Source organism: Enterobacter wuhouensis (assembly GCF_035835995.1).
Lineage (GTDB): Bacteria > Pseudomonadota > Gammaproteobacteria > Enterobacterales > Enterobacteriaceae > Enterobacter > Enterobacter wuhouensis.
The window spans coordinates 2,875,110-2,898,987 of record NZ_CP142124.1; the positions used below are offsets into that span (position 1 = coordinate 2,875,110).

The 23,878-nt window shown below is 56.9% G+C and carries 21 protein-coding genes; 2 read left to right on the plus strand and 19 right to left on the minus strand.

Features of this window, described 5'->3' with window-relative positions:
- The 9 genes from VPX56_RS13845 to VPX56_RS13885 form a co-directional block, all read right to left on the minus strand.
- Window positions 1-1,050: a protein-glutamate methylesterase/protein-glutamine glutaminase gene (locus VPX56_RS13845; protein WP_131632244.1), complete on the minus strand. Its 1,050-nt coding sequence runs from the start codon at window positions 1,048-1,050 to the stop codon at window positions 1-3.
- Window positions 1,047-1,916 (minus strand): protein-glutamate O-methyltransferase CheR, encoded by an 870-nt coding sequence (cheR, locus tag VPX56_RS13850; protein WP_131632243.1) that lies wholly within the window; start codon window positions 1,914-1,916, stop codon window positions 1,047-1,049. The genes VPX56_RS13845 and cheR overlap by 4 nt, the downstream gene beginning before the upstream one ends.
- A gap of 19 nt (window positions 1,917-1,935) precedes the next feature.
- Window positions 1,936-3,537 carry a methyl-accepting chemotaxis protein IV gene (gene tap, locus VPX56_RS13855; protein ID WP_326467028.1) on the minus strand — a complete coding sequence of 534 codons (1,602 nt, stop codon included), beginning with the start codon at window positions 3,535-3,537 and terminating at the stop codon, window positions 1,936-1,938.
- A 44-nt stretch (window positions 3,538-3,581) separates the two neighbouring features.
- A complete protein-coding gene (gene tar / locus VPX56_RS13860; protein WP_326467030.1) occupies window positions 3,582-5,249 on the minus strand; it encodes a methyl-accepting chemotaxis protein II in 1,668 nt (555 codons plus the stop codon).
- An 84-nt stretch (window positions 5,250-5,333) separates the two neighbouring features.
- A complete protein-coding gene (locus VPX56_RS13865; protein WP_131632240.1) occupies window positions 5,334-6,299 on the minus strand; it encodes a Csu type fimbrial protein in 966 nt (321 codons plus the stop codon).
- Window positions 6,296-8,680: a fimbria/pilus outer membrane usher protein gene (locus tag VPX56_RS13870; protein ID WP_326467033.1), complete on the minus strand. Its 2,385-nt coding sequence runs from the start codon at window positions 8,678-8,680 to the stop codon at window positions 6,296-6,298. Before VPX56_RS13870 ends, VPX56_RS13865 begins: the two co-directional genes overlap by 4 nt.
- Complete coding sequence (locus tag VPX56_RS13875) at window positions 8,656-9,408, minus strand: fimbrial biogenesis chaperone (RefSeq protein WP_326467035.1); 753 nt, start codon at window positions 9,406-9,408, stop codon at window positions 8,656-8,658. Before VPX56_RS13875 ends, VPX56_RS13870 begins: the two co-directional genes overlap by 25 nt.
- 16 nt (window positions 9,409-9,424) lie before the next feature.
- Complete coding sequence (locus tag VPX56_RS13880; protein ID WP_427854500.1) at window positions 9,425-9,907, minus strand: Csu type fimbrial protein; 483 nt, start codon at window positions 9,905-9,907, stop codon at window positions 9,425-9,427.
- Window positions 9,908-9,978: 71 nt separating this feature from the next.
- Window positions 9,979-10,551 carry a Csu type fimbrial protein gene (locus tag VPX56_RS13885; protein ID WP_263610150.1) on the minus strand — a complete coding sequence of 191 codons (573 nt, stop codon included), beginning with the start codon at window positions 10,549-10,551 and terminating at the stop codon, window positions 9,979-9,981.
- Between the two features lie 427 nt (window positions 10,552-10,978).
- Between VPX56_RS13885 and VPX56_RS13890 the strand changes: the two genes are divergently transcribed.
- Window positions 10,979-12,238 carry a dicarboxylate/amino acid:cation symporter gene (locus VPX56_RS13890; RefSeq protein ID WP_326467039.1) on the plus strand — a complete coding sequence of 420 codons (1,260 nt, stop codon included), beginning with the start codon at window positions 10,979-10,981 and terminating at the stop codon, window positions 12,236-12,238.
- Between the two features lie 102 nt (window positions 12,239-12,340).
- On the opposite strand, the gene cheW is transcribed toward VPX56_RS13890, so the two are convergent.
- From cheW to flhD, 6 genes are all read right to left on the minus strand, one after another.
- Window positions 12,341-12,844 (minus strand): chemotaxis protein CheW, encoded by a 504-nt coding sequence (gene cheW / locus VPX56_RS13895; protein WP_131632234.1) that lies wholly within the window; start codon window positions 12,842-12,844, stop codon window positions 12,341-12,343.
- Between the two features lie 19 nt (window positions 12,845-12,863).
- A complete protein-coding gene (gene cheA, locus VPX56_RS13900; RefSeq protein ID WP_326467042.1) occupies window positions 12,864-14,873 on the minus strand; it encodes a chemotaxis protein CheA in 2,010 nt (669 codons plus the stop codon).
- A 4-nt stretch (window positions 14,874-14,877) separates the two neighbouring features.
- A complete protein-coding gene (motB, locus tag VPX56_RS13905) occupies window positions 14,878-15,807 on the minus strand; it encodes a flagellar motor protein MotB (protein WP_131632232.1) in 930 nt (309 codons plus the stop codon).
- Window positions 15,804-16,691 (minus strand): flagellar motor stator protein MotA, encoded by an 888-nt coding sequence (gene motA, locus VPX56_RS13910; protein ID WP_008500417.1) that lies wholly within the window; start codon window positions 16,689-16,691, stop codon window positions 15,804-15,806. Before motA ends, motB begins: the two co-directional genes overlap by 4 nt.
- Before the next feature lie 123 nt (window positions 16,692-16,814).
- Window positions 16,815-17,393, minus strand: a complete 579-nt coding sequence (gene flhC / locus VPX56_RS13915; protein WP_131632231.1) for a flagellar transcriptional regulator FlhC — start codon at window positions 17,391-17,393, stop codon at window positions 16,815-16,817.
- 2 nt (window positions 17,394-17,395) lie between these two features.
- A complete protein-coding gene (gene flhD / locus VPX56_RS13920) occupies window positions 17,396-17,746 on the minus strand; it encodes a flagellar transcriptional regulator FlhD (RefSeq protein ID WP_207389431.1) in 351 nt (116 codons plus the stop codon).
- A 794-nt stretch (window positions 17,747-18,540) separates the two neighbouring features.
- On the opposite strand from flhD, the gene uspC reads away from it, so the two are divergent.
- Window positions 18,541-18,969 carry a universal stress protein UspC gene (uspC, locus tag VPX56_RS13925; RefSeq protein WP_131632229.1) on the plus strand — a complete coding sequence of 143 codons (429 nt, stop codon included), beginning with the start codon at window positions 18,541-18,543 and terminating at the stop codon, window positions 18,967-18,969.
- A gap of 16 nt (window positions 18,970-18,985) precedes the next feature.
- Here the strand turns inward: uspC and otsA are convergent, their stop codons facing one another.
- The 4 genes from otsA to araG form a co-directional block, all read right to left on the minus strand.
- On the minus strand, window positions 18,986-20,410 hold the full coding sequence (otsA, locus tag VPX56_RS13930) for an alpha,alpha-trehalose-phosphate synthase (protein WP_326467048.1): 1,425 nt from the start codon (window positions 20,408-20,410) through the stop codon (window positions 18,986-18,988).
- Window positions 20,385-21,188, minus strand: coding sequence for a trehalose-phosphatase (gene otsB / locus VPX56_RS13935; RefSeq protein WP_326467050.1), 804 nt, complete (start codon window positions 21,186-21,188; stop codon window positions 20,385-20,387). The genes otsA and otsB overlap by 26 nt, the downstream gene beginning before the upstream one ends.
- 152 nt (window positions 21,189-21,340) lie before the next feature.
- Window positions 21,341-22,321 carry an arabinose ABC transporter permease AraH gene (gene araH, locus VPX56_RS13940; protein ID WP_131632226.1) on the minus strand — a complete coding sequence of 327 codons (981 nt, stop codon included), beginning with the start codon at window positions 22,319-22,321 and terminating at the stop codon, window positions 21,341-21,343.
- Between the two features lie 15 nt (window positions 22,322-22,336).
- The gene (gene araG / locus VPX56_RS13945) at window positions 22,337-23,851 is read right to left on the minus strand and encodes an L-arabinose ABC transporter ATP-binding protein AraG (protein WP_131632225.1); all 1,515 of its coding nucleotides are present in this window, start codon (window positions 23,849-23,851) and stop codon (window positions 22,337-22,339) included.
- Window positions 23,852-23,878: the final 27 nt, after the last annotated feature.

Consider the following 23,878-nt stretch of genomic DNA (forward strand, 5'->3'; position numbering starts at 1 on the left):
TTAAATACGTATTGCCTGTCCGGCACTGATTTTCGCCAGCATCTGCTGGCTTACCTGGCTAAGATCGACCACTTCGCTCACGCCACCCATATTGATGGCCTCGCGCGGCATGCCGAACACCACACAACTTGCTTCATTCTGCGCAATCGTCCAGGCGCCAGCCTGGTGCATTGCAAGCATTCCGGCGGCACCGTCGTTGCCCATCCCCGTCAGGATCACCCCAACGGCGTTGCGCCCCGCATGTTTCGCCACCGAATGAAACAGCACATCCACCGACGGACGGTGCCGGTTAACCGGCGGCCCGTCATGAATTTTGATTTGATAGTTCGCGCCGCTGCGCGACAGCTCCATATGCTTATCGCCCGGCGCGATATAGGCGTGACCCGGGAGCACGCGCTCGCCGTCTTCCGCCTCCTTCACGCTAATCTGACACAGCTTGTTCAGGCGCTCGGCGAACGAGCGGGTAAAGCCAGGCGGCATATGCTGGGTAATCAGAATACCCGGGCTTGAGAGCGGCAATGGCTGGAGTACATGGCGAATTGCCTCTGTTCCTCCGGTTGATGCGCCAATCACCAGCAGTTTTTCCGAGCTGAGCAACGGGCCGGCCTTCAGGGTGGCCGGCGCGGCCAGCGGTTTGTGCGCCGCCAGCTTCGCCCGCGACGCGGTGCGGATCTTCTCGGCGATCATCTCGCTGTACGCCAGCATTCCTTCACGAATGCCGAGCTGCGGCTTGGTGACAAAATCCACCGCCCCCAGCTCCAGCGCGCGCAGGGTGATTTCCGAACCTTTACCGGTTAGGGAGGAGACCATCACCACCGGCATTGGACGCAGGCGCATCAGTTTTTCCAGGAAATCGATCCCGTCCATGCGCGGCATTTCGACATCCAGCGTCAGTACGTCGGGGTTATATTTTTTAATTAAATCCCGCGCTACAAGTGGGTCAGGGGCGGTCGCCACCATTTCCATATCGCTGTGGCTATTGATAATTTCAGTCATGATCTGGCGCATCAGCGCCGAATCATCGACAGACAATACCCTGATTTTACTCATGCTTTTTCCTTACTCAGCGCATATACCGTCTGCCCACGCAGGCTAAACTCACGCGCGAGGTTGCTAAAGTTTTCCGAGTGCCCGGCAAACAGTAAACCGTCCGGCTTGAGCAACGGAACAAAGCGGCGCAGGATGTCCTGCTGCGTCGTTTTATCAAAATAGATCATCACGTTACGGCAAAAAATCGCGTCGAACGGCCCCGGCACGTTGTACTGCTTGTCCAGCAGGTTGACGGGAGCAAACTCTACACAGTTCGCCAGCTCCTGGCGTACGCGCACCAGCCCTTCATGCGGACCCGTGCCGCGCATGAAGTAACGCTGCAGCTGCTGCGGCGACAGCGTTTTCAGCTCATCCTGGCGATACACCCCGTTACGGGCTTTCTCCAGCACCTCGGTGTCGATATCGCTGGCGTACACTTTCCAGCGCCCCGGCGCCATCCCCAGCGTGTCTGCCAGGGTGATCGCCAGCGAGTATGGTTCTTCTCCGGTTGACGCTGCCGCACTCCAGACGCGGTACTCTCCCCCGGCGCGGCGGCGCGCGTGGTCTGCCAGCACCGGGAAGTGATGGCCTTCGCGGAAAAAGGCCGTCAGGTTGGTGGTTAACGAGTTAATAAAAGCCTGCCATTCCGCGCTGTTTTGATTCGCTTCGAGCATGCTCAGATAGCGGCCAAAATCGTCCAGCCCGAGCGTACGCAAGCGACGCACCAGCCGGTTGTAAACCATGTCTCGCTTATGATCCGCAAGCACGATCCCCGCACGCTGGTAGATTAACTGACATATCCGACGAAAATGCGCGTCGGACAGCGCGAGGCGCTGTGTCATCTGTAACAATAATGACGTTTGCCCTGTGGGCGTGGGTGATGTCATAGCGCCTTCTTAATCACATTCAGGATACAACTGGCACGGCCTGCGACCGCCCGACTTCTGCTACTGCTTCAACCTGCTCTTTCACGTTAAACACCGCCACCAGCCCGGTGAGATGATCAGCCTGGTTTGCCAGCTGATCGGTGGCCGCCGCTGCCTCTTCCACTAACGAGGCGTTCTGTTGGGTGACCTGATCCATCTGGCTAACCGCCTGGGCGACCTGCTCAATCCCACGGCGCTGCTCATCCGACGCCGAGGCGATTTCACCCATGATGTCGTTAACGCGGGTGACGGAGGTGACAATCTCGGTCATGGTTTTCGCTGCCGTATCGACCAGGGCCGATCCCTGCTGAACGCGGGAGACCGACTCTTCGATCAGCCCTTTAATCTCCTTCGCCGCGTTGGCGCTGCGGCTTGCCAGGTTGCGCACTTCACCCGCGACGACGGCAAATCCGCGCCCCTGTTCACCTGCCCGCGCCGCTTCAACGGCGGCGTTGAGCGCCAGGATGTTGGTCTGGAACGCAATGCCGTCAATCACGCTGATGATGTCGCCAATTTTCTGCGAGCTGGCGGCAATGTCCTGCATGGTGCTGGCAACGTGCGACGCCTGATCGCCGCCTTTCTTCGCCGTCAACGCGGCCTGCTTTGACAGGTCCGACGCCTGACGCGCGTTGTCGGCGTTCTGGCTTACCGTGGCCGTTAGCTGTTCCATGCTGGCCGCCGTCTGCGCCAGCGACGCCGCCTGCTGCTCGGTGCGGGACGACAGATCGTTATTGCCTGCCGCAATCTCCGAGATCCCGGTGTGCATGGCGTAGCTGCCCTGCCGCACGTCGCTCACCGTTTCCCGCAGCGATCCCTGCATCGCCTTCAGGCTGGCAAAAATAGCCGAAATTTCGTTCTTGCCGTATACCGCCACCGGGCGCGCCAGGTTGCCTTTTGCAATGCTGTCGAAGTGGCTGCTGATAATCGCCAGCGGTTGCACAATCATCCTGCGTGCCCAGAACAACGCGCCGCCGGTAAGCAGCGCGGCCAGGATCACCACCGTGGCAAAAATCAGCCCGGACATGTGGTAGCTGGTGCGACTGTCCGCCCCGGCGCGTTCAACGAACTGGTTGATATCCTGCTGCCAGGCGTTAAAGCTGCCATCGAACGCCGCCTGAGAATCTTGTACCGGCGCGGTCAGGAAGTCAGAAAGCTGGTTGTTCTCAAGCCAGGTGGCCTGGTGATCCAGATCGCTGTACCACACGTCAAAATTCTTCTTCATGGCCGTCTTCAGCGCCTTCCCTTTCTCACTCACCGCGTCCTGCGAGATAAAGGCTTTGAACTGCGCGTCGGCCTGCTTCAGGCTGCTGCGCGCCACCGCCATTAACGCTTTGATATCATCCGGCGGATAGCTCAGCGCGGTTAGCGTTCCTGCTTTGTTCAGCGCGGTGCTTGCCTGCAACAGCACGGCACGGGTTTGTGCCAGTGCGGAGCGCTGTTGATTACTCGCCTCAACTTCCTGCAAATTCTGATAGCCATCGCGAAACGCCCAAAAAGACAACCCGTTACTGCCAACCTGCAACACACCACAAAGGATCAGAATCAAAAACAGTGTGGTCGAGATACGAATACGATTTAACATCCACGCTCCCAATAAGCGGCAAGCAGCCGCGGTTTAAATGTCAGTCAAAATGTTTCCCAGTTTTCATCCTGTCCGGTCACCGCTGCGCGCGTGCGTGATGCCCCTGGCGCGGCGGTTGTCTCAGCGTACGAGGCACGCGAGCTGACCGTATTTGTAGGTTTGGAAGTAAGACGAAACGCCGAGACGGCCATCTTCAGACGGCTCGCCTGGTCCTCCAGCGCGGCGGCCGCCGCGGCGGACTCCTGCACCAGCGCGGCGTTTTGCTGCGTCACACGATCCATTTCCGATACCGCCAGGGCAACCTGGTCGATACCACGACTCTGCTCATCCGATGCAGAAGCGATTTCACCCATGATGTCCGTCACGCGCGTCACGGCATTCACGATGTCATTCATGGTTTCACCCGCACTTTCCACCAGCACCGAGCCGGTATCCACGCGTGAAACGGAGTCTTCAATGAGCGCTTTGATCTCTTTCGCCGCGTTGGCGCTGCGGCTGGCGAGATTGCGCACTTCCCCGGCCACCACGGCGAATCCACGCCCCTGCTCGCCGGCACGCGCCGCTTCTACCGCAGCGTTCAGCGCCAGGATGTTGGTCTGGAAGGCGATACCGTCGATGACGCTGATGATGTCGGCGATCTTCTTCGAGCTGTCGGCAATGTCGTGCATGGTTTTGACCACGCCGTCCACCACGCGCCCGCCGCGCTGCGCCGTTTCAGAGGCGCTTTCCGCCAGCTGCGACGCCTGGCGGGCGTTGTCGGCGTTTTGCTTCACGGTGGCGGTCAGCTCTTCCATGCTGGCTGCGGTTTCTTCCAGCGCCGAAGCCTGCTGCTCGGTACGGGAAGAGAGATCGTTGTTACCCATCGCGATTTCGCTGGTGCCGGTATAGATGGCATCCGAGCCGTTTCGCACGTTGGCGACGGTATCCATCAGCGAACGCTGCATATGGTCAACGCTGTTTGCCAGTTCGGTGATCTCATTACGCCCCGACACGGTCAGGGTTTTGGTCAGATCCCCAGAGGCAATATCGCGGATGTGCGCAATGACGCGCCCAAGCGGGTTAAGAAGGATATGGCGAATGCCGTACCAGACGGCCACCAGCACGATAACCAGCGCCAGCGCGAGGATCGCCATCTGCCATTTGGCAAAGCGGTAGTCATTCTGGCTTTCCGTAAAGGCCGAGTGGTACAAATCGCTGCTGGCCCTGGCGTATTCGCCCAGCGCCGCGCCGAGGGCATTTTGCATCCCCTGCGTTGGCTGTGCGAAATAGGCATCCATATTGCCGCCTTCAAGGAACTGAATAAGCTCCGTCAGGCCGGCAAAGTAGGCGTTGTATTTTTCATCGATGCTGGCGCTCGCCTGCTCCATCGCGGGCTGGGGGGCTATCTTTTTGAAGGCGTCGTAATGTTTTGCCGCGTCAGCCAGGGTGGCGCGGGCGTTCTTCAACAGGTCCGTTTTCGCGCTGCTCTGCTGATTGTTCGGGTCCATCATCATGCGGGCGGATGAACGGCTCAGGTTGATGCGCGTTTGCAGCATCAGATCCCATGTTGTGGTCAGTTCACTCTGCTGCACGCGAAGGTCGTTCGAAGCCGCGAAGCTGTCCTGGTTCTGTTTTAACGACGAGAAAAAGAGGCCACCGGAAATAAGCTGAAGAAGTGCGAAAATGACCAGCACCATCATGAGCATTGTGACAACGCGGATACGGTTCAACATACAACACCTTCTCATAGATTTATTAACGGTGTTATCGGCACAGGCCACAGGAACTTTACATTTGCGAAAGGGAAAAGCGCGGGGTTAAAACGCGACGTCGACGATCAGCGTGTCGGTATAGGTTCCGGCAGGCGGCGTGGCCTGGCTGGTGAGGACTTTGGCGGTGTAGTTATAGGTACGCAATAAACCGTCGGCGCTCAGCTGCGAGGAGGCCGAGCTGGCCCAGCGCTCCGTACCGCTGCCGCCCCAGCGATTGCCGCTTGCTTCTTTATAGATTTCGTAACTCATAAAGTTACTGCCGCTGACCATACGGCGAACGTTGTTTAGCGCATTCGCACCATTGTTTATTCCTATGGTGTAGGCGCTGCCTTTGGTGCAGGTGACGGCGATAGCTTGCGAAACGGTGGGGAAATTTTGCACCAGCGGCGCGCTGTTAAAGTTCACGTCCGGCGTGGTCATGGTGCTGCAGTCGTTGGTGACGTTCATGTTCACCGTAATGCTGGTGTTGGAGGTGCCGGTTTGTTGCCCCGAGAGGCACAGGTTGAGTACCCCCACAGAACAGACGCTGTAGGTAATACTGAAGTTGAGCGTGACCTGATACGGCCCCGCCGTTACGTTCTGGCCTGGAACGGTGCGGAAATAGAGCGGAATATTATACTGTTTGCCGCCAATCAGGTTTAACAGCGTGCTGCCGCCCCAGGTATAGGTTTTGGTGGTCTGCACTTCACTACTGCCCGCGCAGCCGGACTGCCCGCACAGGCGGGTGGGGATCGCGTCGGTAATGGTCGCATTGTCGGTACGCTTCATGGTCGCCCGACTGTTGGCGGAAACCGTCGCCGAAATAAAGTTAAGCGTGACCGAATCGCTGGTGAGCAGGTTCAAAATCGCGTCACAGGCGACAATCAGCGTGCCGGTGGTTTCGACCTCCCCCGCGCCGCTGAGGGCAAAAGACGTCACGCTGCCAAAGGAGGCATTCGCCGTGCTGACGGTACAGGCCGCCCAGCTGCCGCCAGAAAACAGCAGCAGCACGGCCAGCAGCAGGCGCTTCACGTGCCCTCCCGGCAAATCAGCGGGCCAAAGGTTTGCAGCTTATGCTCCGGGTTTGCGCCAACGGTCAGCGTAACCCTGCAGCGCTTCCCGGCAGGCGTCGTCACCTCCAGCTCATTTACGTCGCTGAGATTTTCCAGCCACGCGATGCCGTCATACCCCACTACCGCAGCGCTGCGCGAGGCGCGTCTCACCTGGCTTCCCACCGGGATGGCGTGCCCCTGCGCGTCGTGGAGGATCACGCTGGCTACCCGCTCCTGCTCCATCGGGAAATCAACCAGATAGCCGCTGTGGCGGCGGATCGCCACCCGGCGCTCGGTCTCTTTTAACCGGGTATCGGCAGGCAAATTCAGGGTATCAATGCTGTAGCTCGCCGGATAATAGGCCGACACGCCGCTCACCAGCAGATAGCCGTTGTTGTTGGTTTTGCCGACCGGCTGGTTTTCATAGCTGACGGGCACGTCCGGATGGCCGTCGGTGCTGATCACCACAAAGGCATCGTTGATTTTGTTCGCCGCAAACAGTTCGCCGTCCATCAGCACGAGGGAGCCCATCGCCTCGCCCCACCAGGTCATCATGTCCCGCTCGCCGTAGCCGCCGCCCTGCAGCTCAATGTTGCTGTTGCGCCAGCCGAGCGTGCCCTGCTGGTAGTTGCTCCGCTGCGACTGATTGGCCCACGCCATGTTCCAGCTCAGGCCGCCGTCGGACGGCATCGAGTGGTTATAGTTGATGCGCTGGGTGCTCCCGGAATCCGGCGTATTTTCAAAGGTCACGGCGGCGCTGTCGCGTTCCCCCAGCGGCACCTGCAGAGAGAGCGCCATCGTCCAGTCGCCGCGCTGCTGGTCGCGGCTGGCCGCGAGGTAAATACTGCTGGAGCCCCACAGGTTGCGGCTCCAGGACAGGTTAAGCAGCTCGGTTTTCTGGCTGTCAAAACTTTCCACGCCAATCCAGGCCGCGCCGATGTTACCGTACTGCCCGAGGTTGAAGGTCAGGGAATACTGGTCCGTATTGCGGCTGAAGCTGGCAATGGGCCTGTCGTTTTCATCGTAAACCGTCGGCTGGTCATACAGGGCCAGGTTGCCAAAATCCCGCGAGCGCCGGGTATGCTGTGTCGCCACGCTGAATTCACTGGTGCTGTACTGGTATCCCCAGTTGATTTGTCCGCCGTCGTCGCCGCGCATTCGGCTGTGGCTATAAGAGGAGTTCACGACGCCAAAGCGCCCCAGCTTGACGACCGTTCCCGCACCGCCGAGGGCCAGCTCCTCCGCGCCCTCGGCGTGGCCTTCCAGCGTCAGCCAGTCCGTTAGCCCATAGCGGTACGATCCGCTGCCCGCAGCCGGACCATAGTCGAAATTCTTGATACCGTAATTGCGGCGCAGGCTCCCCAGCGTTACCGCACCGTCGCTCAGCCCCTCCTTCAGCAAATCGCTGGTGACGTAAAACGGCAGCGTGGTGCTCACCTGCCGCCCCAGGGCATCGGTGGTGACCAGCACCGCGTCCCCGGCGCCGTTGATGTACGGCAGGTTGGTCAACGTAAACGGCCCCGGCTGCAGCTGGGTCGAGCCGGAACGGTAGCCGTTGATAAAGAGATCGACAGAGGTCGGCACGGCGGCTTCGCCCGAGAACTCCGGCAGCGGCCAGGTGACCAGGTCCGGGCGCAAGGAGAAATCGCGTCCGTAGCTGATCCCGCCCATACGCACGCTTGAGGTCCAGCTCAGGGCATCGCTAATGACGTCCCCGGCGGTCCAGGTGGTGGCATCCTCTTCGTTGGTCACCAGCAGGGTCGTGTCGTAGCGCACGTAGCCCTCCTGCTGGCCGTTGTTTCCGACGAAATTTTCCCGCGCGTAGCCGGTGGACGAGAACGAACCGTTCTCGTTGAAATAGCGAAACTCGTGCCAGAGCGCGGCCTGACCGCCGATATGTTCGGTGTGGTTGGTATAGAGATCGTAATTAAGCAGCGCCCCTCTGCCGTAGTGGGGTTTGCTTTGGGCCGTTTGCCCGCTGAAAGGGGTGACGCGGGAAGAGACCCAGTCGCGGGGCACGGTCAACATCAGACGCTGTGCGGCGCTGTCGTATTCCACGCGCACCTGTGACAGCGTGGACAAATTGACGTCCCCCGTTGGCACATGCTCGGGCGGAAGCCCGGCGCGCAGCAGATCCGCACTGGAAATAAAGTACGCGCCATCGCGCTGCGTCACGGGGACGACCAGCCCGGTGTCATAGTGGTTCAGCACCAGCGCAAGCTGAAACACCGCCTCGCCGTTTATGGCCTGAGCCTGCGGCGGCGGCGGCAAGCTGTCATCGCCGGGCTCGGCCCAGGTGCTGGTACTGACGCAGAGCAGGATCATCATCGCGGGTTTCAGTTGACGGGCGTCGACTGCCATTGCGTATCCCTGGCATTAATCTGTGCGCTCATCTGGTTTGGCTGACGCACGCCGGCCGGCACAGGCCAGCTGCGCGCGCTGTGCGGCAGAACGTACCCCAGCAGCCCCTCCGCAATCGTGCGCTTTTGCCCCCCCTGTTCGAGCGCCACCTGGCTGAGCCTGACGTGAACATCGCCCTGATTGCGAACCTCCAGCACGGGCTGGCCGCCCTCCTGCGCAACGCGCCAGCTCAGGTTTTTAGTATCAACGAGCGCGTGATGTGCGCCCTCTTTTATGGTCGGAATGCCTTGCCCGTAGACAAAGAGCGGGATGGAGTAGCGCATCTGCAGCTTGAGGCCGATAGCCGGATCGGCTTTGGCATCGGGCTGGGGAATTTCATCCACGATGATGCGGTAGGCTTGCTCAACGCCCATCGGCACCGTGCCCTGTTTAATCAGGCGGATCAGCTGCTTGCTGCCTTTGCCAATGGTTACGATCGGCGGGCTGGCGACGACGTCCTGCTGCGCCGAGTAGCGCTCGTATCCCCCATCCTGCCTCCAGCGCACGATACGCACCTGCATGGTCGTCGCGCTGTTCCCTTGATTCTGAATCCACAACTCCGTGGCTTTGGTCTCTGCCGAGAGCCACGGATCGATGGGCCATAACAGAATGGTCGCCGCCGCGTGCGCCTGACCGGCTGCGATCCCCAACATACTCGCCAGGCAAATGCGCCTGAATAATGGCTTCATCGATGCTCTCCCTTTTTCACCATGACAAGGTCACGGTGAGTTGATCTGAATACGCACCTGCCGGGCTGAACCCCGTCAGCAGCGCCACGCCAAAAAGCGGCAGCGCAATGTTGTTACTGTTGGTATAGGTGATGGGTATCGCCTGATTAACCCCGATTTCGCTGTTTGCGGCCAGCGAGCTGCTGCTGTAGAGCCGATACCCCACCGCGTCTGCTCCGCCGGAACGGATCATCCGTCGAACCGACGCGTAATTTTGGCCTCCGTTGATGCTCATACTCAGCGCTACGCCCGGCGTGCAGGCGATGGACAACGCCCCGTTGGGGACAAAGCTGGTGCTGACGGGCGCGCTTTCGACTCCGGTATGGGTGCCAAAATCCAGCGTGCCAAACAGCCCGCCGGTTCCGGTCGTTACCGAGCAGCCCGGCACGATGGTCGCACTGACCTTAAATGACTGTGACGTAACCGCCCCGGCCTCAGGGACTAGCATCAGCCCGACCATCAGCGCAAAAAAAGGCTGCACGAATCCCTCTGCGCTTTCGCGCAGACATAAAAATGCCCTCATGGCTGGAGCTAGTAAGTTACGCTGACGTTAATGGTGTCGGTGTAGGTTCCCGGTACGACCGTGACGCTGTTACCGCCCCCGGTAATGCGTCCGAAAAGGGTGTAGCTATTCACCCCTCCCGCCGTCGAAGCGACCGGCAGCGCCGCGTTGTTGGCAATGATGTTGTTGAACCCGCTGTCGCTGTAGAGGCTGTACGCCACGCCCTGAGCCGCGTTGGCGGTGTTAATCAGGTAGCGCGCTGGCGTGCCGGGCGTCCCGACAACCGTGCCCGGTGCGGTGGAGTTAGTATTGCCGGTGATCGCGACCGTATAGCTGGCAGTGGTACACTGAATGGTGAACGTATTCCCTCCGCTCGCGCCGGTCAGCTGAGTTGTCAGCGTGGAAAAGGTTGCAGGATGCGTGCCGAAATCCAGCGTCCCGAAGTTAATCCCGTTTTGCGTTGGCGATCCGTTGATCAGGCAGCCGTTCGTTAACGTCAGCGTCGCACCGATGGTGCCGCTGCTGGTTACCGCCAGCGCCTGATAAGATGCAGTCGCTATCACCAGGGTACCAGCACAAATCAAAAGGCGTTTTCTTTTCATTGACCACCCTCCAGAAGATGTTTCCTTTCGCTTGCCATATTTTATTGATAACGCTCAATATGTTAGCCCCGCTAAACAATCCTCAGAGGGGGTTACTTCGAATTTAGTTTATGGATACCGCTTCAACCACCCTTACCAAAAGACACACGACGTTTGCCTCATTGACAGCAATATCGCTTAATAAACAGGGAGTTAATCTGTTTTCGGTGGAATAAACGCGCGCCAGGGTGAGGATATATCCATAATACTGTGATCGGCATCACAATATATCGTCACGACACATCCAAAAAAATTAATAAAAATTAAAAAGGAGTTGTATCCCCCCACGCTTTCCGTCAATTTATGTGCCGAATATTTCCCGCGACATAATAAAAAATTGATATGTATCGCGCGGGTGAAACCTTAAGCGCAGAGAGGGTCTTTTTTCGTGGCAAGTGCAAACAAACTCACACTCTTCATCGTGATATTCATGCTGGCGGGTATTCTTTCAGGGGCGGCGATTCACGAGTATGCCTCACCGGACGCCATCAAAGCCTGGTCAGATAACATTACGCTGCTTACCGACATTTTCCTGCGGCTGATCAAAATGGTGATAGCGCCATTGGTCTTTAGCACGCTCACGGTCGGCATTATGAAAATGGGCGAAACGTCCACCATCGGTCGCGTAGGCGGCAAGGCGATGGTCTGGTTTATTAGCTCATCCGTGCTCTCTATTCTGGTGGGGCTGTTCATTGTCACCCTGGAGCAGCCGGGCAGCGGCCTTAACCTGACGATCCCCACGGAGGCGGTGGATACCGGCCTGGCCGTCGGCGGAATGACGCTGAAGGCCTTCCTGTCCCACACTATTCCAACCAGTATTGCCGGGGCGATGTCGAACAACGAAATTCTGCAGATCGTGGTGTTCTCGATGTTCTTCGGCATCGGCGGCGCGTCGCTGGGGCAGAAGTTCAACGCCCCGCTGGTGGCCGCGCTGGACGTCGTGTCCCATATCATGCTGAAAGTCACCGGATACGTGATGTACGTGGCGCCATTGGCGATTTTCGCCGCCATTTCATCGGTTATCGCAACGCAGGGCCTTGGCATCCTGCTGAACTATGCATCCTTCATTGGCGGCTACTATGTCGCGATTGTCCTCACCTGTATGGTGCTGCTGGCGGTGGGGTATATGGTGCTGAAGAAAGAGGTGTTTCGCCTGGTCAGCATGCTGAAAGATCCGGTGCTGGTCGCCTTTACGACCAGCAGCTCTGAAGCGGCCTACCCTAAAACGCTGGAGCAGCTGGAGCGCTTCGGCTGCTCACGCAGTATTGCCTCTTTCGTCCTGCCGATTGGTTATTCATTTAACCTGGTCGGTTCGATGGTGTACTGCTCTTTCGCCTCCATGTTTATCGCGCAGGCATACAACATTCACCTCAGCTTCTCCGAAGTGACGGTGCTGATGCTCACGCTGATGCTGGCGTCAAAAGGGATTGCGGGCGTACCGCGCTCGTCGCTGGTGGTGCTGGCGGCAACCATTCCGAGCTTTAACATTCCGGTGGCCGGTATTCTGCTGCTGATGGGGATCGATCACTTCCTGGATATGGGCCGTTCCGCGATTAACGTGCTGGGGAACGGTATTGCGACGGCGATGCTCTCGCAGAATGAAGGGGCGCGTGAAGCGGAAGCAGCGCTGGTGGAGCAGGAGGCGTAAGGTGAAAAAAGGGTGAGGCCTGATGCCCTCACCCCAGCCCTCTCCCACGGGGAGAGGGAGCAAACACAAAAAACGGCAACCTGGTTGCCGTTTTGCATTTACCTACGCTACATGATTCGCAGCGATATCCAGCAGCGCCATCTCGTCGCTGTTCAGCAGCTTCTCGATGTTCACCAGAATCAGCATACGCTCGCCCAGCGCGCCCAGGCCGGTCAGGTATTCGGTCGACAGCGTGACCGCAAACTCTGGCGCAGGACGGATTTGGTCGGATGTCAGCGACAGCACGTCGGATACGCCGTCAACCACAATACCCACCACGCGCTGACCCAGATTCAGCACGATCACCACGGTGTTATCGTTGTACTCCACGTCGCCCTGGCTGAACTTCACGCGCAGGTCAACGATAGGCACAATCACGCCGCGCAGGTTGGTCACGCCTTTGATAAACGCGGGCGTGTTCGCGATGCGGGTCACCTGATCGTAGCCACGAATTTCCTGCACTTTCAGGATATCGATGCCGTACTCCTCATCGCCCAAAGTGAATACCAGGAATTCCTGTCCTGATGGCTCGCCCGCCAGTTTCGTTACATTACTCATACCGGTCATGTTTTTACCTTCTACTTAATCAGGCGGCTGTGTACGCCACACGTTGTTCACGATTTAATCCCTGAAGCGCTGAGACATCGACAATCAGCGCAACGCTACCGTCACCCAGAATGGTGGCGGCAGAAATACCCGGCACTTTGCGGTAGTTGCTTTCGAGGTTCTTCACCACCACCTGGTGCTGACCAATGAGCTGGTCGACCAGCAGCGCATAGCGGCGACCGGCGCTCTGCAGGATCACCACGATGCCCTGCGTCGCTTCGGTTTTCGCACCGTCGACTTCAAAGACTTTCCACAGCTCTACCAGCGGCAGATACTCGCCACGCACTTCCAGCACGCGCTCGCCGCCCGCCAGCGGATGCAGATCTTCCTCGCGCGGCTGCAGCGATTCCATTACCGCGTTCAGCGGCAGAATGAAGACCTCATCAGCTACCTTCACGGACATGCCGTCCAGGATCGCCAGCGTCAGCGGCAGCAGGATGCGAATGGTCGTGCCTGAACCCTGTTTAGACTGGATCTCAACGTGGCCGCCCATCTCCTGGATGTTACGTTTCACCACGTCCATGCCCACGCCGCGTCCGGAAACGTCCGTGACCTGCTCGGCGGTGGAGAAGCCCGGCGCAAAGATCAGCATGCCCACTTCTTCGTCGGTCATGTTTTCGTTGACCGCCATGCCCTGCGAAATCGCCTTCGCCAGGATACGCTCGCGGTTAAGGCCCGCACCGTCGTCGGTCACTTCAATACAGATGTTTCCGCCCTGGTGTTCCGCCGACAGAATCAGGTTTCCAATCGGGGATTTTCCTGCCGCCACGCGATTTTCAGGCAGCTCGATGCCGTGATCGAGGCTGTTACGCACCAGGTGCGTTAACGGATCGATGATGCGTTCAATCAGGCTCTTATCCAGTTCGGTAGAGCTGCCCATCAGGGTCAGCTCGATCTGCTTATTCAGCTTGCCGGCGAGATCGCGCACCAGGCGCGGGAAGCGGCTGAAGACATATTCCATCGGCATCATGCGGATGGACATCACCGATTCCTGCAGATCGCGGGCGTTACGTTGTAACTGACCCATGCTGGTGATGAGATCGCCGTGGGTTACCGGGTCCAGTTCGTTAGAACGCTGTGCGAGCATTGACTGGGTGATGACAAGCTCACCGACAAGGTTAATCAGCTGATCCACCTTCTCAACCGCCACGCGGATGCTGGTGGATTCGCTGGAGCGTGCGGCAGGTTTTTCACCACGGGCTGGCGCTGCCGACTCTTTTGGTACGGCTTTCAGCGCTGGGGCGGCGGGAGCAACCGCAACGGCCACCTCTTCCGCTTCAGCAGGAACCTCAGCGGACGCCGTTTCGGTTTCAAAAGCGATTTGGTCAGCTTCGATCACAAAACACAGCACCGCCACGATATCGTCCTGGCTGATACCGTCATCGAGCGTCGCGGCCAGGCTGTCTTGGCCTTTTACCACGTTGCTTAATGTCGCCAGATTGCCCAGCTCCTCTTCCAGCAGGTTAACTTCACCCTCTTTCAGACGAGACAGTACCACGCGCAGTTTGGCAGGCTGCGCAGGCGCAGCGTCCTGGGCGGCAACCGCATCGACAACGCTCAGCTTTGCCGCAGGCGCTGCAGCGACGGCGACTTCACCTTTGGCTTCCAGCGCGAGCTGGCGCAGCGCGTTACAGATGTATTCGAAGCTGGCGGCATCAGGCTCTGCCGAGCTTTTATAGGCGTCGAGCTGTTCCTGCATAATATCTTTCGTTTCCAAAAACAGGTTAATAATGTCGGTATTGAGCTGCATCTCACCGCGTCGTGCTTCATCAAGCAGGTTTTCCATCAGGTGCGTGGTTTCCTGCAAAATGGTAAACCCAAAGGTTCCGGCGCCGCCTTTAATCGAGTGCGCCGCACGGAAGATGGCGTTAAGCTGCTCCGAATCCGGTGCTTCAGGCACCAGGTCCAGCAGGTGTTGCTCCATATCCGCCAACAGTTCGTCGGCTTCATCAAAGAATGTCTGGTAAAAATCGCTAATATCCATGCTCACGCTGTCACCTCGGATTGGCTGGTGGCGATGTTGGAACGGCAGCCGAAGGAACGGCCCCAGGCTGTTTTAAATCGTCCAGTGACTCATTCTGACTTTCGGCGTTTTCATGCAGGATGGCCTGCTCCGCCTGCTGGTTCAGCACTAAAAGACTGATACGACGGTTGATGGCGTCATCCGGCCCGCGGTCGGTAAGGCGCATGGTTGCTGCCATGCCGACCACGCGCAGTACCTTGCCATCATCAAGCCCACCCGCCACCAGCTCGCGACGCGAGGCGTTGGCACGATCGGCAGAAAGCTCCCAGTTGCTGTATCCCTTCTCGCCGCTGGCATACGGGAAATCATCCGTGTGTCCTGACAGGCTGACGCGGTTTGGAATACCGTTCAGCACCGGGGCGATGGCGCGTAAAATGTCGCGCATGTAGGGCTCCACTTCCGCACTCCCGGTTTTGAACATCGGGCGGTTCTGGCTATCAATAATCTGGATGCGCAGGCCTTCCTGCACCAGATCGATCTTCAGGTGCGGGCGCAGCGCGCGCAGTTTTGGATCGGCTTCTATCAGCTGATCCAGATCGCCGCGCAGCTTTTTCAGACGCGCCTGCTCCATCCGCTTTTTGAGCTCGTCGATGTTTGGCTCTTTCTTCACCTCACCCTTCTGCTGGGTGTAATCATCGCCGCCGCCGGGGATCGGGCTGTCGCTGTTAGAAATGCGGGGTCCACCCGACACCGCTGTCGCCAGCGGAGTCCGGAAATATTCGGCAATCTGAATAAGCTCTTTCGGGCTGGAGATAGAGATAAGCCACATCACCAGAAAGAACGCCATCATTGCGGTCATAAAATCGGCGTAGGCAATTTTCCAGGAGCCGTGCGAACCGTGCCCGTGCCCCTTGTGCTTGCGCTTTTTTACAATGACGATCGGATGGGACTGGTTTTTCATGCGTCCTCAGTTGTCGTCTGTTGGTTTGGGTTTTTCACCGCACGCACGTGTTCTTCAAGCTCGATAAACGACGGACGCTCGCTGGAATAGAGCGTTTTACGACCGAACTCCACGGCGATCGGCGGAGCATAACCGTTAAGGTTCGAGAGCAGCGTGATCTTCACGCACTGCATCATCTTGGTGGTTTCGGCGCTCTTCTGGCGCAGAACGCTTGCCAGCGGAGAGATAAATCCGTACGCCAGCAAAATGCCGAGGAAGGTACCGACCATCGCGTGCGCAATCAGCGCGCCCAGCTCCGCCGCCGGACGGTCCGCCGAGGCCAGGGCGTGAACTACCCCCATTACCGCCGCAACGATACCAAAAGCAGGCAGCGAGTCGCCCACCAGCGCGAGGCTGTTAGCCGGCACTTCAGATTCGCTTTCGTGGGTTTCGATCTCTTCGTCCATCAGCGCTTCGATTTCGAAGGTGTTCATGTTGCCGCTGATGATGAGGCGCAGGTAATCCACGATGAAATCGAGCATCATTGCGTCAGCCAGAATGCGCGGGTAGCTGGCAAAAATTTCGCTCTCTTTCGGGTTTTCAATATCGCGTTCAAGGGAGAACATCCCCTGCTGGCGCGACTTCGCCATCAGGCGATAGAGCAGCGCCAGCAGATCCATATACATGCTTTTGGTGTATTTCGAACGACGAAACAGCAGCGGAATCGCTTTCAGCGTGCCCTTGATCGATTTGCCGTTGTTGCCAACGATAAAAGCCCCTACCCCTGCGCCGCCGATGATAATAAGTTCAGCCGGTTGATAGAGTGCTCCAAGGTGCCCGCCGGTCATCATGTAACCGCCGAAAACTGTACCGAGAACTACCAGGTAACCTAATAAGATAAGCACGACATCATCCTTCCGCTAGTGACTATGGCAGGACGTTCATTTCGAGCGCGTAACCTGAACGCGGGGTAAAAAAAAGCAGCGGTAATCGCTTACCGCTGCTGGAATCTTGCCCACAGGTTCGGGTTAAACAGCGTGTTCGATCTGTTCATCCAGCAGTTGTGGAATAATATCGGCAGCATCCCGGGAAAGTTTACGTCTTTTTACGGCGCGGGATGGAGGCTGGCATAAACTACAGGCGAAGCTGCCAGCAGGCTGATGAGCATGCGTAATAAAATTGCCGTCACAGCTGTTGCAGCGTGACAGTTGAAGCATTCCGCTCTCAACAAAACGCACCAGCGTCCATGCGCGGGTCAGCGCCAGCAGGGGGCCATCTTCCTGCTGTGGGCATTGTTCAAGGTAAAGTTTATAGGCTTTAATCACGGCATCGACGCCGCTGCACAAGCCTGTTTTCAGCAGGTACTGCCAGGCGTTACAGAACATCGACGCGTGAATATTCTGTTCCCAGGTCATGAACCAGTCGGTTGAAAATGGCAGCATCCCTTTTGGAGGCGGGCTGCCGCGCAACTCTTTATACAGCTTGATGAGACGACCGCGGCTAAGCTGAGTCTCGCTTTCCAACATTTGTAAACGAGCACCCAGCGTAATCAGTTCCATTGCCAGCTGTATGTCACGCGCTTCCTGAACAATGCTTTTTTCACTCATGTTTATGCCCTTTTCTTACGGGCGACGTCATCAGGCTGGCTGATTTCGCTGAGCAAGCGGGTGGAGAGCAGGATGCCGGTGTGGATCTGCTGGAGATCGTCAACGCGAGATTCCTGCGTAAGACGCGTGATGGTTTGCGAATCGTCAAAGCGGAACTGACAAACCAGCTGGTTCGTTTCGGCCAGTTTAACCATTTGAGGAAGGGTTAACCCACCCAGCATGGTTGCCATCTCTTCGCTTATACCCAGACGAAACATCGCGGACGGTTTGTCCTGACTAATCAAACGTTGCGCGAGAAGTAAATATGACAAATTGATGTCATAAATATGTTTTAGCAACTCGGAAGTATGCATTTTTCCCATCCCGAATAACCAACTATTATTTTTATGCGGAAAGACCGCACCCCGTGATGTCGCCGGGAAATCACCCGGTATAAAAAAGAAAAGGCCAAATGCATAGTTGAATTTAGGTTTGTATTCAGCAAAACGCGCAACTGTGAAACGCAGGTGCGTTTCTTACACGTTTTATCATTTCTTACAAATAACTAAGATTTTTCCTAATTCGACGCAAACTCTACTCGTCAGTTTTGACACATACAATGCAACCCCCCTCAAATTTAAAAAAAATGTGATCCACGTCACATAATTTAGGCGAATAATCCCCATAAATCCATCAGTGTGACTTGTAATTTGGTTAAATTCTGACCATTCGGGACTATTTTATATTCTTAATGGACGAATACTCATGCAGAAGCATGAACTGACGCCGGGGATCCGCCGGTTTTCATCTTCAACCTGCTGATAGCACTTTCTTACATCAAGTGAATCTTCAGGTTACAATTTCATTACCTATTAAAAACATGAAGTTATGACAAAAGCGGATAAAAATCATTTCAGAGCGTGATCATTCAAGATGTGTTTATAACTGGTTAAAACGATCAAAGAGTACAGAAGTGAAAATGTGTGATTTACGTTAAGTTGTTAATTTTTTTCATTTAGGAAGTTTTTGCCGTTATTCTTCCTATAAGAATAATTAATGAATAATTATGATAAGGTTCACACTAATGTCGTATTCCCCTCTTGCAGAAGGCGTAGAATCGCGGTAAAGCTCGCTAAAGACCTGTTTTCAGATAACCAAGGAGCACGTGATGAGTTACTCCCATCTTCTTGTTTCTGTTGCTGTTTCACCGGAAAGCCATCAGCTCGTGGCGCGCGCGGTATCCATTGCCAGACCGCACAACGCCCGCATTAGCCTGATCACCCTGGCGGCAGAACCCGAGATGTACAATCAGCTGGCCGCCCCGATGCTGGAAGATATTCGCGACGTTTTGCAGGAAGAGACGCAGCAGTTTCTGCGGGAGCTGGCCGACAGGGCGGAATACCCTGTTTATCGGACCATCATTGCTACGGGGGAATTAAACGACCATATTCTTAGCATCTGCCGTAAAGAGAATATTGATTTGGTAATATGCGGGAATCATAACCAGAGCTTTTTTTCGCGCGCTGCCTGTTCAGCAAAATCGATTGTCGCCTCAAGCCTGGTGGACGTGCTGCTAGTACCTCTTGGGGGTAATTAATACCCCCAGAGTAATATCAGGCTAATTTAGGAAATGTCGCGATCTTTTTTTGCAGATCGCCCTCATCACTTTTCGCCGTGATTTGACGTAAATCGCGAATGAAGCGCGCCTGCCAGCGGTCGATGTCGTTGTCGCGGATCGTTTCCATCATCTCCGCATGGCGGGAAATACGCTCGGTCAGAGGCATCGTCAGCGCACGGTTAAGCGCATTGGCAACGTCATCGCGATCGTACGGGTTGACGATGAGCGCAGAGGTTAATTCATTTGCCGCACCCGCAAACTGCGACAGCACCAGCACGCCGGGATCGGCAGGGTCCTGCGCGGCCACATACTCCTTGGCGACCAGATTCATCCCGTCGCGCAGCGGCGTGACCAGGCCCACGTCCGCATAGCGAAAGACCTTCATCAGGATCTTACGTTCAAAATGCTGATTGAGATAAAAGAGCGGCGTCCAGCCGAGCTGACCATAACGACCGTTAATTCGACCGGCTTCCGTCTCCAGCTGGTGGCGAATATCCTGATACGCCTGAACTTCACCGCGCGACGTGGGGGCAATCTGCGTGTAGCGAATTTTGCCGTGATGTTCCGGGTATTTATCCAGCAGCGTTTCGTAGGCCAGGAATCGCTCCGGTAGCCCCTTGGAGTAATCCAGGCGCTCAACGGAGAAGATGTTTTTTACGTGCTTGAGTTCATTCTTCAGCTGCGCCAGCTTGGGCGGCAGCGGCCCGGAGGCCTGTTCGGCAATCTCTTCCGGTTCAATCCCAATAGGATAGACCTCGGTGTGGAAAGACTTGCCCCACGCGGTGTGCGCTTTACTGCCTTTGCTGATCAGTCGCGTTTTGCCTGACACCGACTCGAGGAAAGCCTGACGATCGTTTTCAGTCTGGAAGCCCAGTAAGTCATAATCGCACAGCGCTTCCAGCAGCTCTTCATGCGGCGGCAGCGCGTTGAAAATTTCCGGCGTCGGGAAAGGAATATGCAGGAAGAAGCCGATCCGATTGTTTACCCCTCTCTTACGCAGCTCTCTGGCGAACGGCAGCAGGTGGTAATCGTGGATCCATAAAATATCGTCTTCCTCAATTAACGGCAGCAGTTTATCCGCCAGCAGCGCGTTGACGCGCGAATAGCCTTCATACGATTCACGCTGGAATTTCACCAGGTCCAGGCGGTAATGGAAGGCTGGCCACAGCACGGCGTTGGAGAACTCGGAGTAATACTCGTTGTAGTCCTGCTCGTTCAGGGCGAAAGAGGCCCACGTAATATTGCCGCGCGACACTTTAGACAGCGGCGCGTCTTCGTTGCTGATTTCCCCGCTCCAGCCAAACCAGAGCCCGCCAGCGGCTTTTAATGCACCTAATACCCCTACCGCCAGGCCACCTGCGCTGGCTTTTTTGTCATCCGGCGGTGCAATGCGGTTAGAGACGACGACTAAGCGACCCATAATGATTTCTCCCGTTGTGTTGCGCTATTTGTTGTTGTTGCTGGTTAGCGACGTCAGTAATCCACTGCCAAACGCTGGCCACGCTTTCCAGCCGCCAGTTGGCAATCGTTTCTCCAGGGCCGACTTTGACAGACATTCCGCCGGCCTTATTTACCACGGCAAACCCGGCCTCGTCGGTCAGGTCATCCCCAAAAAATACGGGCGTCCGCCCTTTGAATGGCGTTTCAGCCATGAACGCCGCAATAGCTGCGCCTTTATTAATCCCTTCAGGTTTTATCTCAACGACGCATTTCCCCGGCTGCAGGGCGAGCTGTGGATGGGCCTCGGCCACGTTTCGGGCAATGGCAAAGATCGCCGCTTCATGATGGGGTGCCTGGCGATAGTGCAGGGCAAAGGCCATGCCTTTCGACTCCAGCTCGGTACCGGGCAGCGCTTCCAGCGCCGAGGCGAGCTGCCGCTGCAGCGTCTGGATTAACGCGTCGGGGAGTGAGACAACGTGCAGTTGATCATGGATATCGCGGCGCTCCGCTCCGTGTACTCCCGCCAGCGGAAAGTGGTAAGGACTGGCCAGTACGTCCAGCTCGGCCATTGAGCGCCCTGAAATCAATGCCAATGCGCCCTCGTTTAGCCGTGAGAGCTGTTGCAAATGCTCTAATACCGTATCCGGCACAACCACGTCGTCAGGATGCGGCTGGATCCCGGCGAGCGTTCCGTCGAGGTCAAAAAAGTAAGCATATTTTCCGGGCAATACAGGCGGTGCGGTTAACAAGTCAGCCACCCTTTTCCTCCTTACAGTGATTTAACAGCCATGTAAGTATAGACAGTGTGACGGTGCTCGCCATTTGACAACCGCCCCGCCAGCAAAACTGGCGAGGCGGTCGGAGGGTCAACTAAGGTTAATAGTTGAGCATAATAAAAGCGGGGTGAACGTTAAACGGTGCGCTTCGCTTTTTGCTTGTAACGGTCGAAAATCACGGCTGCCAGCAGGATCAGACCACGCACCACGTACTGCGAGAATGGCGAAATATTCAGCAGGTTCATGGCGTTCTCCACGGTCCCCAGAATCAGTATCCCGGCCACCACATATGAGATTTTTCCGATGCCGCCCTTGAGGGAAACACCCCCTAAAACGCAGGCAGAGATAACAATCAGCTCATAGCCGATGGAGGTCATCGGCTGACCGCTGGTCATACGCGACGCCAGAATAATCCCTGCTGCTGCGGAGACCAGCCCGGAGAGCACGAAGATGATGATCTTGGTGCGCACCACCGGAACACCCGCCAGACGTGCCGCTTCTTCATTACCGCCAATCGCCAGCGTATTACGGCCAAACGTGGTGCGATTGAGCAGGAAGCCGAACAGGATCAGGCACGCCACCGTCAGCCAGATAGGTGCGGGCAGCCCCAGCCAGTTAGCGTAGCCCAGGGTGAAGAAACGCTCATCTTCGATGCCGACCGCTTTACCATCAGAGATGATGTAGGCCAGGCCGCGCACAATCTGCATGGTGGCAAGGGTGGTGATCAGGGCGTTAATTTTAAGACGCGCAATCACAAACCCGTTCACCAGGCCGCTGAGCACCCCAAGCAGCAGGCCGGCAAAAACGCCGATCCACAGGCTTTCAGTCATGTTTATCACCACCGCCGTGGTAACGCCCGCACAGGCAATGACGGACGCCACCGACAGGTCAAAGTCACCGGAGGCCAGGCAGAACAACATGCCGCAGGCAACCATGCCGGACATGGAGATCGCCAGCCCCAGCCCTTTCATGTTGATAAAGGTGGCGAAGTTAGGCACAAAGATCGCGCAGGCAAGGAACAGCGCGGCAAAGACCACCAGCATACCGTACTGGTCCCAGATGCGGCCAAAGCTGAAAGCCGACTTCGGCGCTCCGGATGTAGTAACAGAGGACATCATTGACTCCTTTACTCAGGCGACAGCCTGGCTAACTTTAGGCATGGCGAGACTCAACGCCTGTTGTTCATTCGCCTGTTCATGCAGCAATTCACCGGCAATTTCACCTTCACGCATCACGACGATACGGTCGGCAACGCCGAGCACCTCGGGCAGATCGCTGGAGGCGAACAGCACCGCCACGCCGCGTTTTGCCAGTTCATAAATCACGTTATAAATCTCGTGTTTTGCCCCAACGTCGATGCCGCGCGTCGGTTCATCCAGGAGAATGACCTTCATATCCTCCGACAGCCAGCGGCCCAGAATGGCCTTCTGCTGATTGCCGCCGGAAAGATTCATGATCAGCTGCTCCGCGCCCGGCGTTTTGATGTTCAGCGAACGAATGTGGTGGTCAGCATTGCTCGACTCCCAGCCGTCGTTGATCAGGCAGCCCGCGCGAATGTACTTACGCCTGGCGGAAATATTGATGTTGTCGCGCACCGAGTGCACCGGAATGATGCCCTCGGCCTTGCGGTCTTCCGGACAGAGCATCATGCCCGCGTTGATGGCATGCGCGGGCTTCTGAATATCCACCTTTTGACCGTCGATCGAGACCTGCCCCTGTGTGATACGGGTGCCGCCAAACAGGCCTTTCATCAGCTCGCTCCGCCCCGCCCCGACCAGGCCAAACAGCCCGACGATTTCGCCGCTGCGCACCGAGAGCGAAATCGGCGTTCGCACGCCCGGCGCCTTCACGTTGTCCAGCCGCAGGCGCTCGGGCCCGTACTCCCGCGTTTGCCAGTGGTAGATATCCCCGAGGTCGCGGCCCACCATCGCCTGGACAAGCTGGTCATGATTCACCTGCTGCATATCGCTAAAGGTGCGCACGTAGCGTCCGTCCTTAAAGACGGTGATGGCATCACTTAAGGCGAAGATTTCCTCCATGCGGTGCGATACGTACAAAATAGTGCGGCCTTCTTTACGCAGCTCGCGGATCACGCGGAACAGGTTTTCGATTTCACGCGCAGAAAGCGAGCTGGTCGGCTCGTCGAAGGCAATAATTCTGGCATTGCGCGCCAGCGCCTTGGCAATTTCCACCATCTGCCACTGGCCGATGGAGAGATATTTCAGCGGGGTCTGGGGATCGACATCCAGGCCCAGGTGCTTAAGCTGCAGCCCCGCCTCGTAGTTAAGGAGCGAACGGTTAACAATGCCGCTTTTTTGGGGGAGCTGGCCTAAATAGATGTTTTCCGCCACGGTCATCTCAGGGATCAGGTGCAGTTCCTGATAGATAATGGCGACCCCGGCGTTCAGCGCCGCGGTCGTATCGGAAAACGCGACCTCTTCGCCGCGAATGGCCAGCGTGCCGGTCGTCGGCGTGTAGAAGCCGCTGAGGATTTTTAACAGCGTGGATTTCCCCGCGCCGTTCTCCCCCATCAGAGCGTGAACCTGGCCGGCATAGCAGTCGAAGCTGATATCGGTCAACGCGTTCACGCCGGGGAACGTTTTCCCGATGCCGCGAAAAGAGAGATACGGATCAGACTGTTGCATAACGTCTCCGTGATTCCTGTAGTGTGT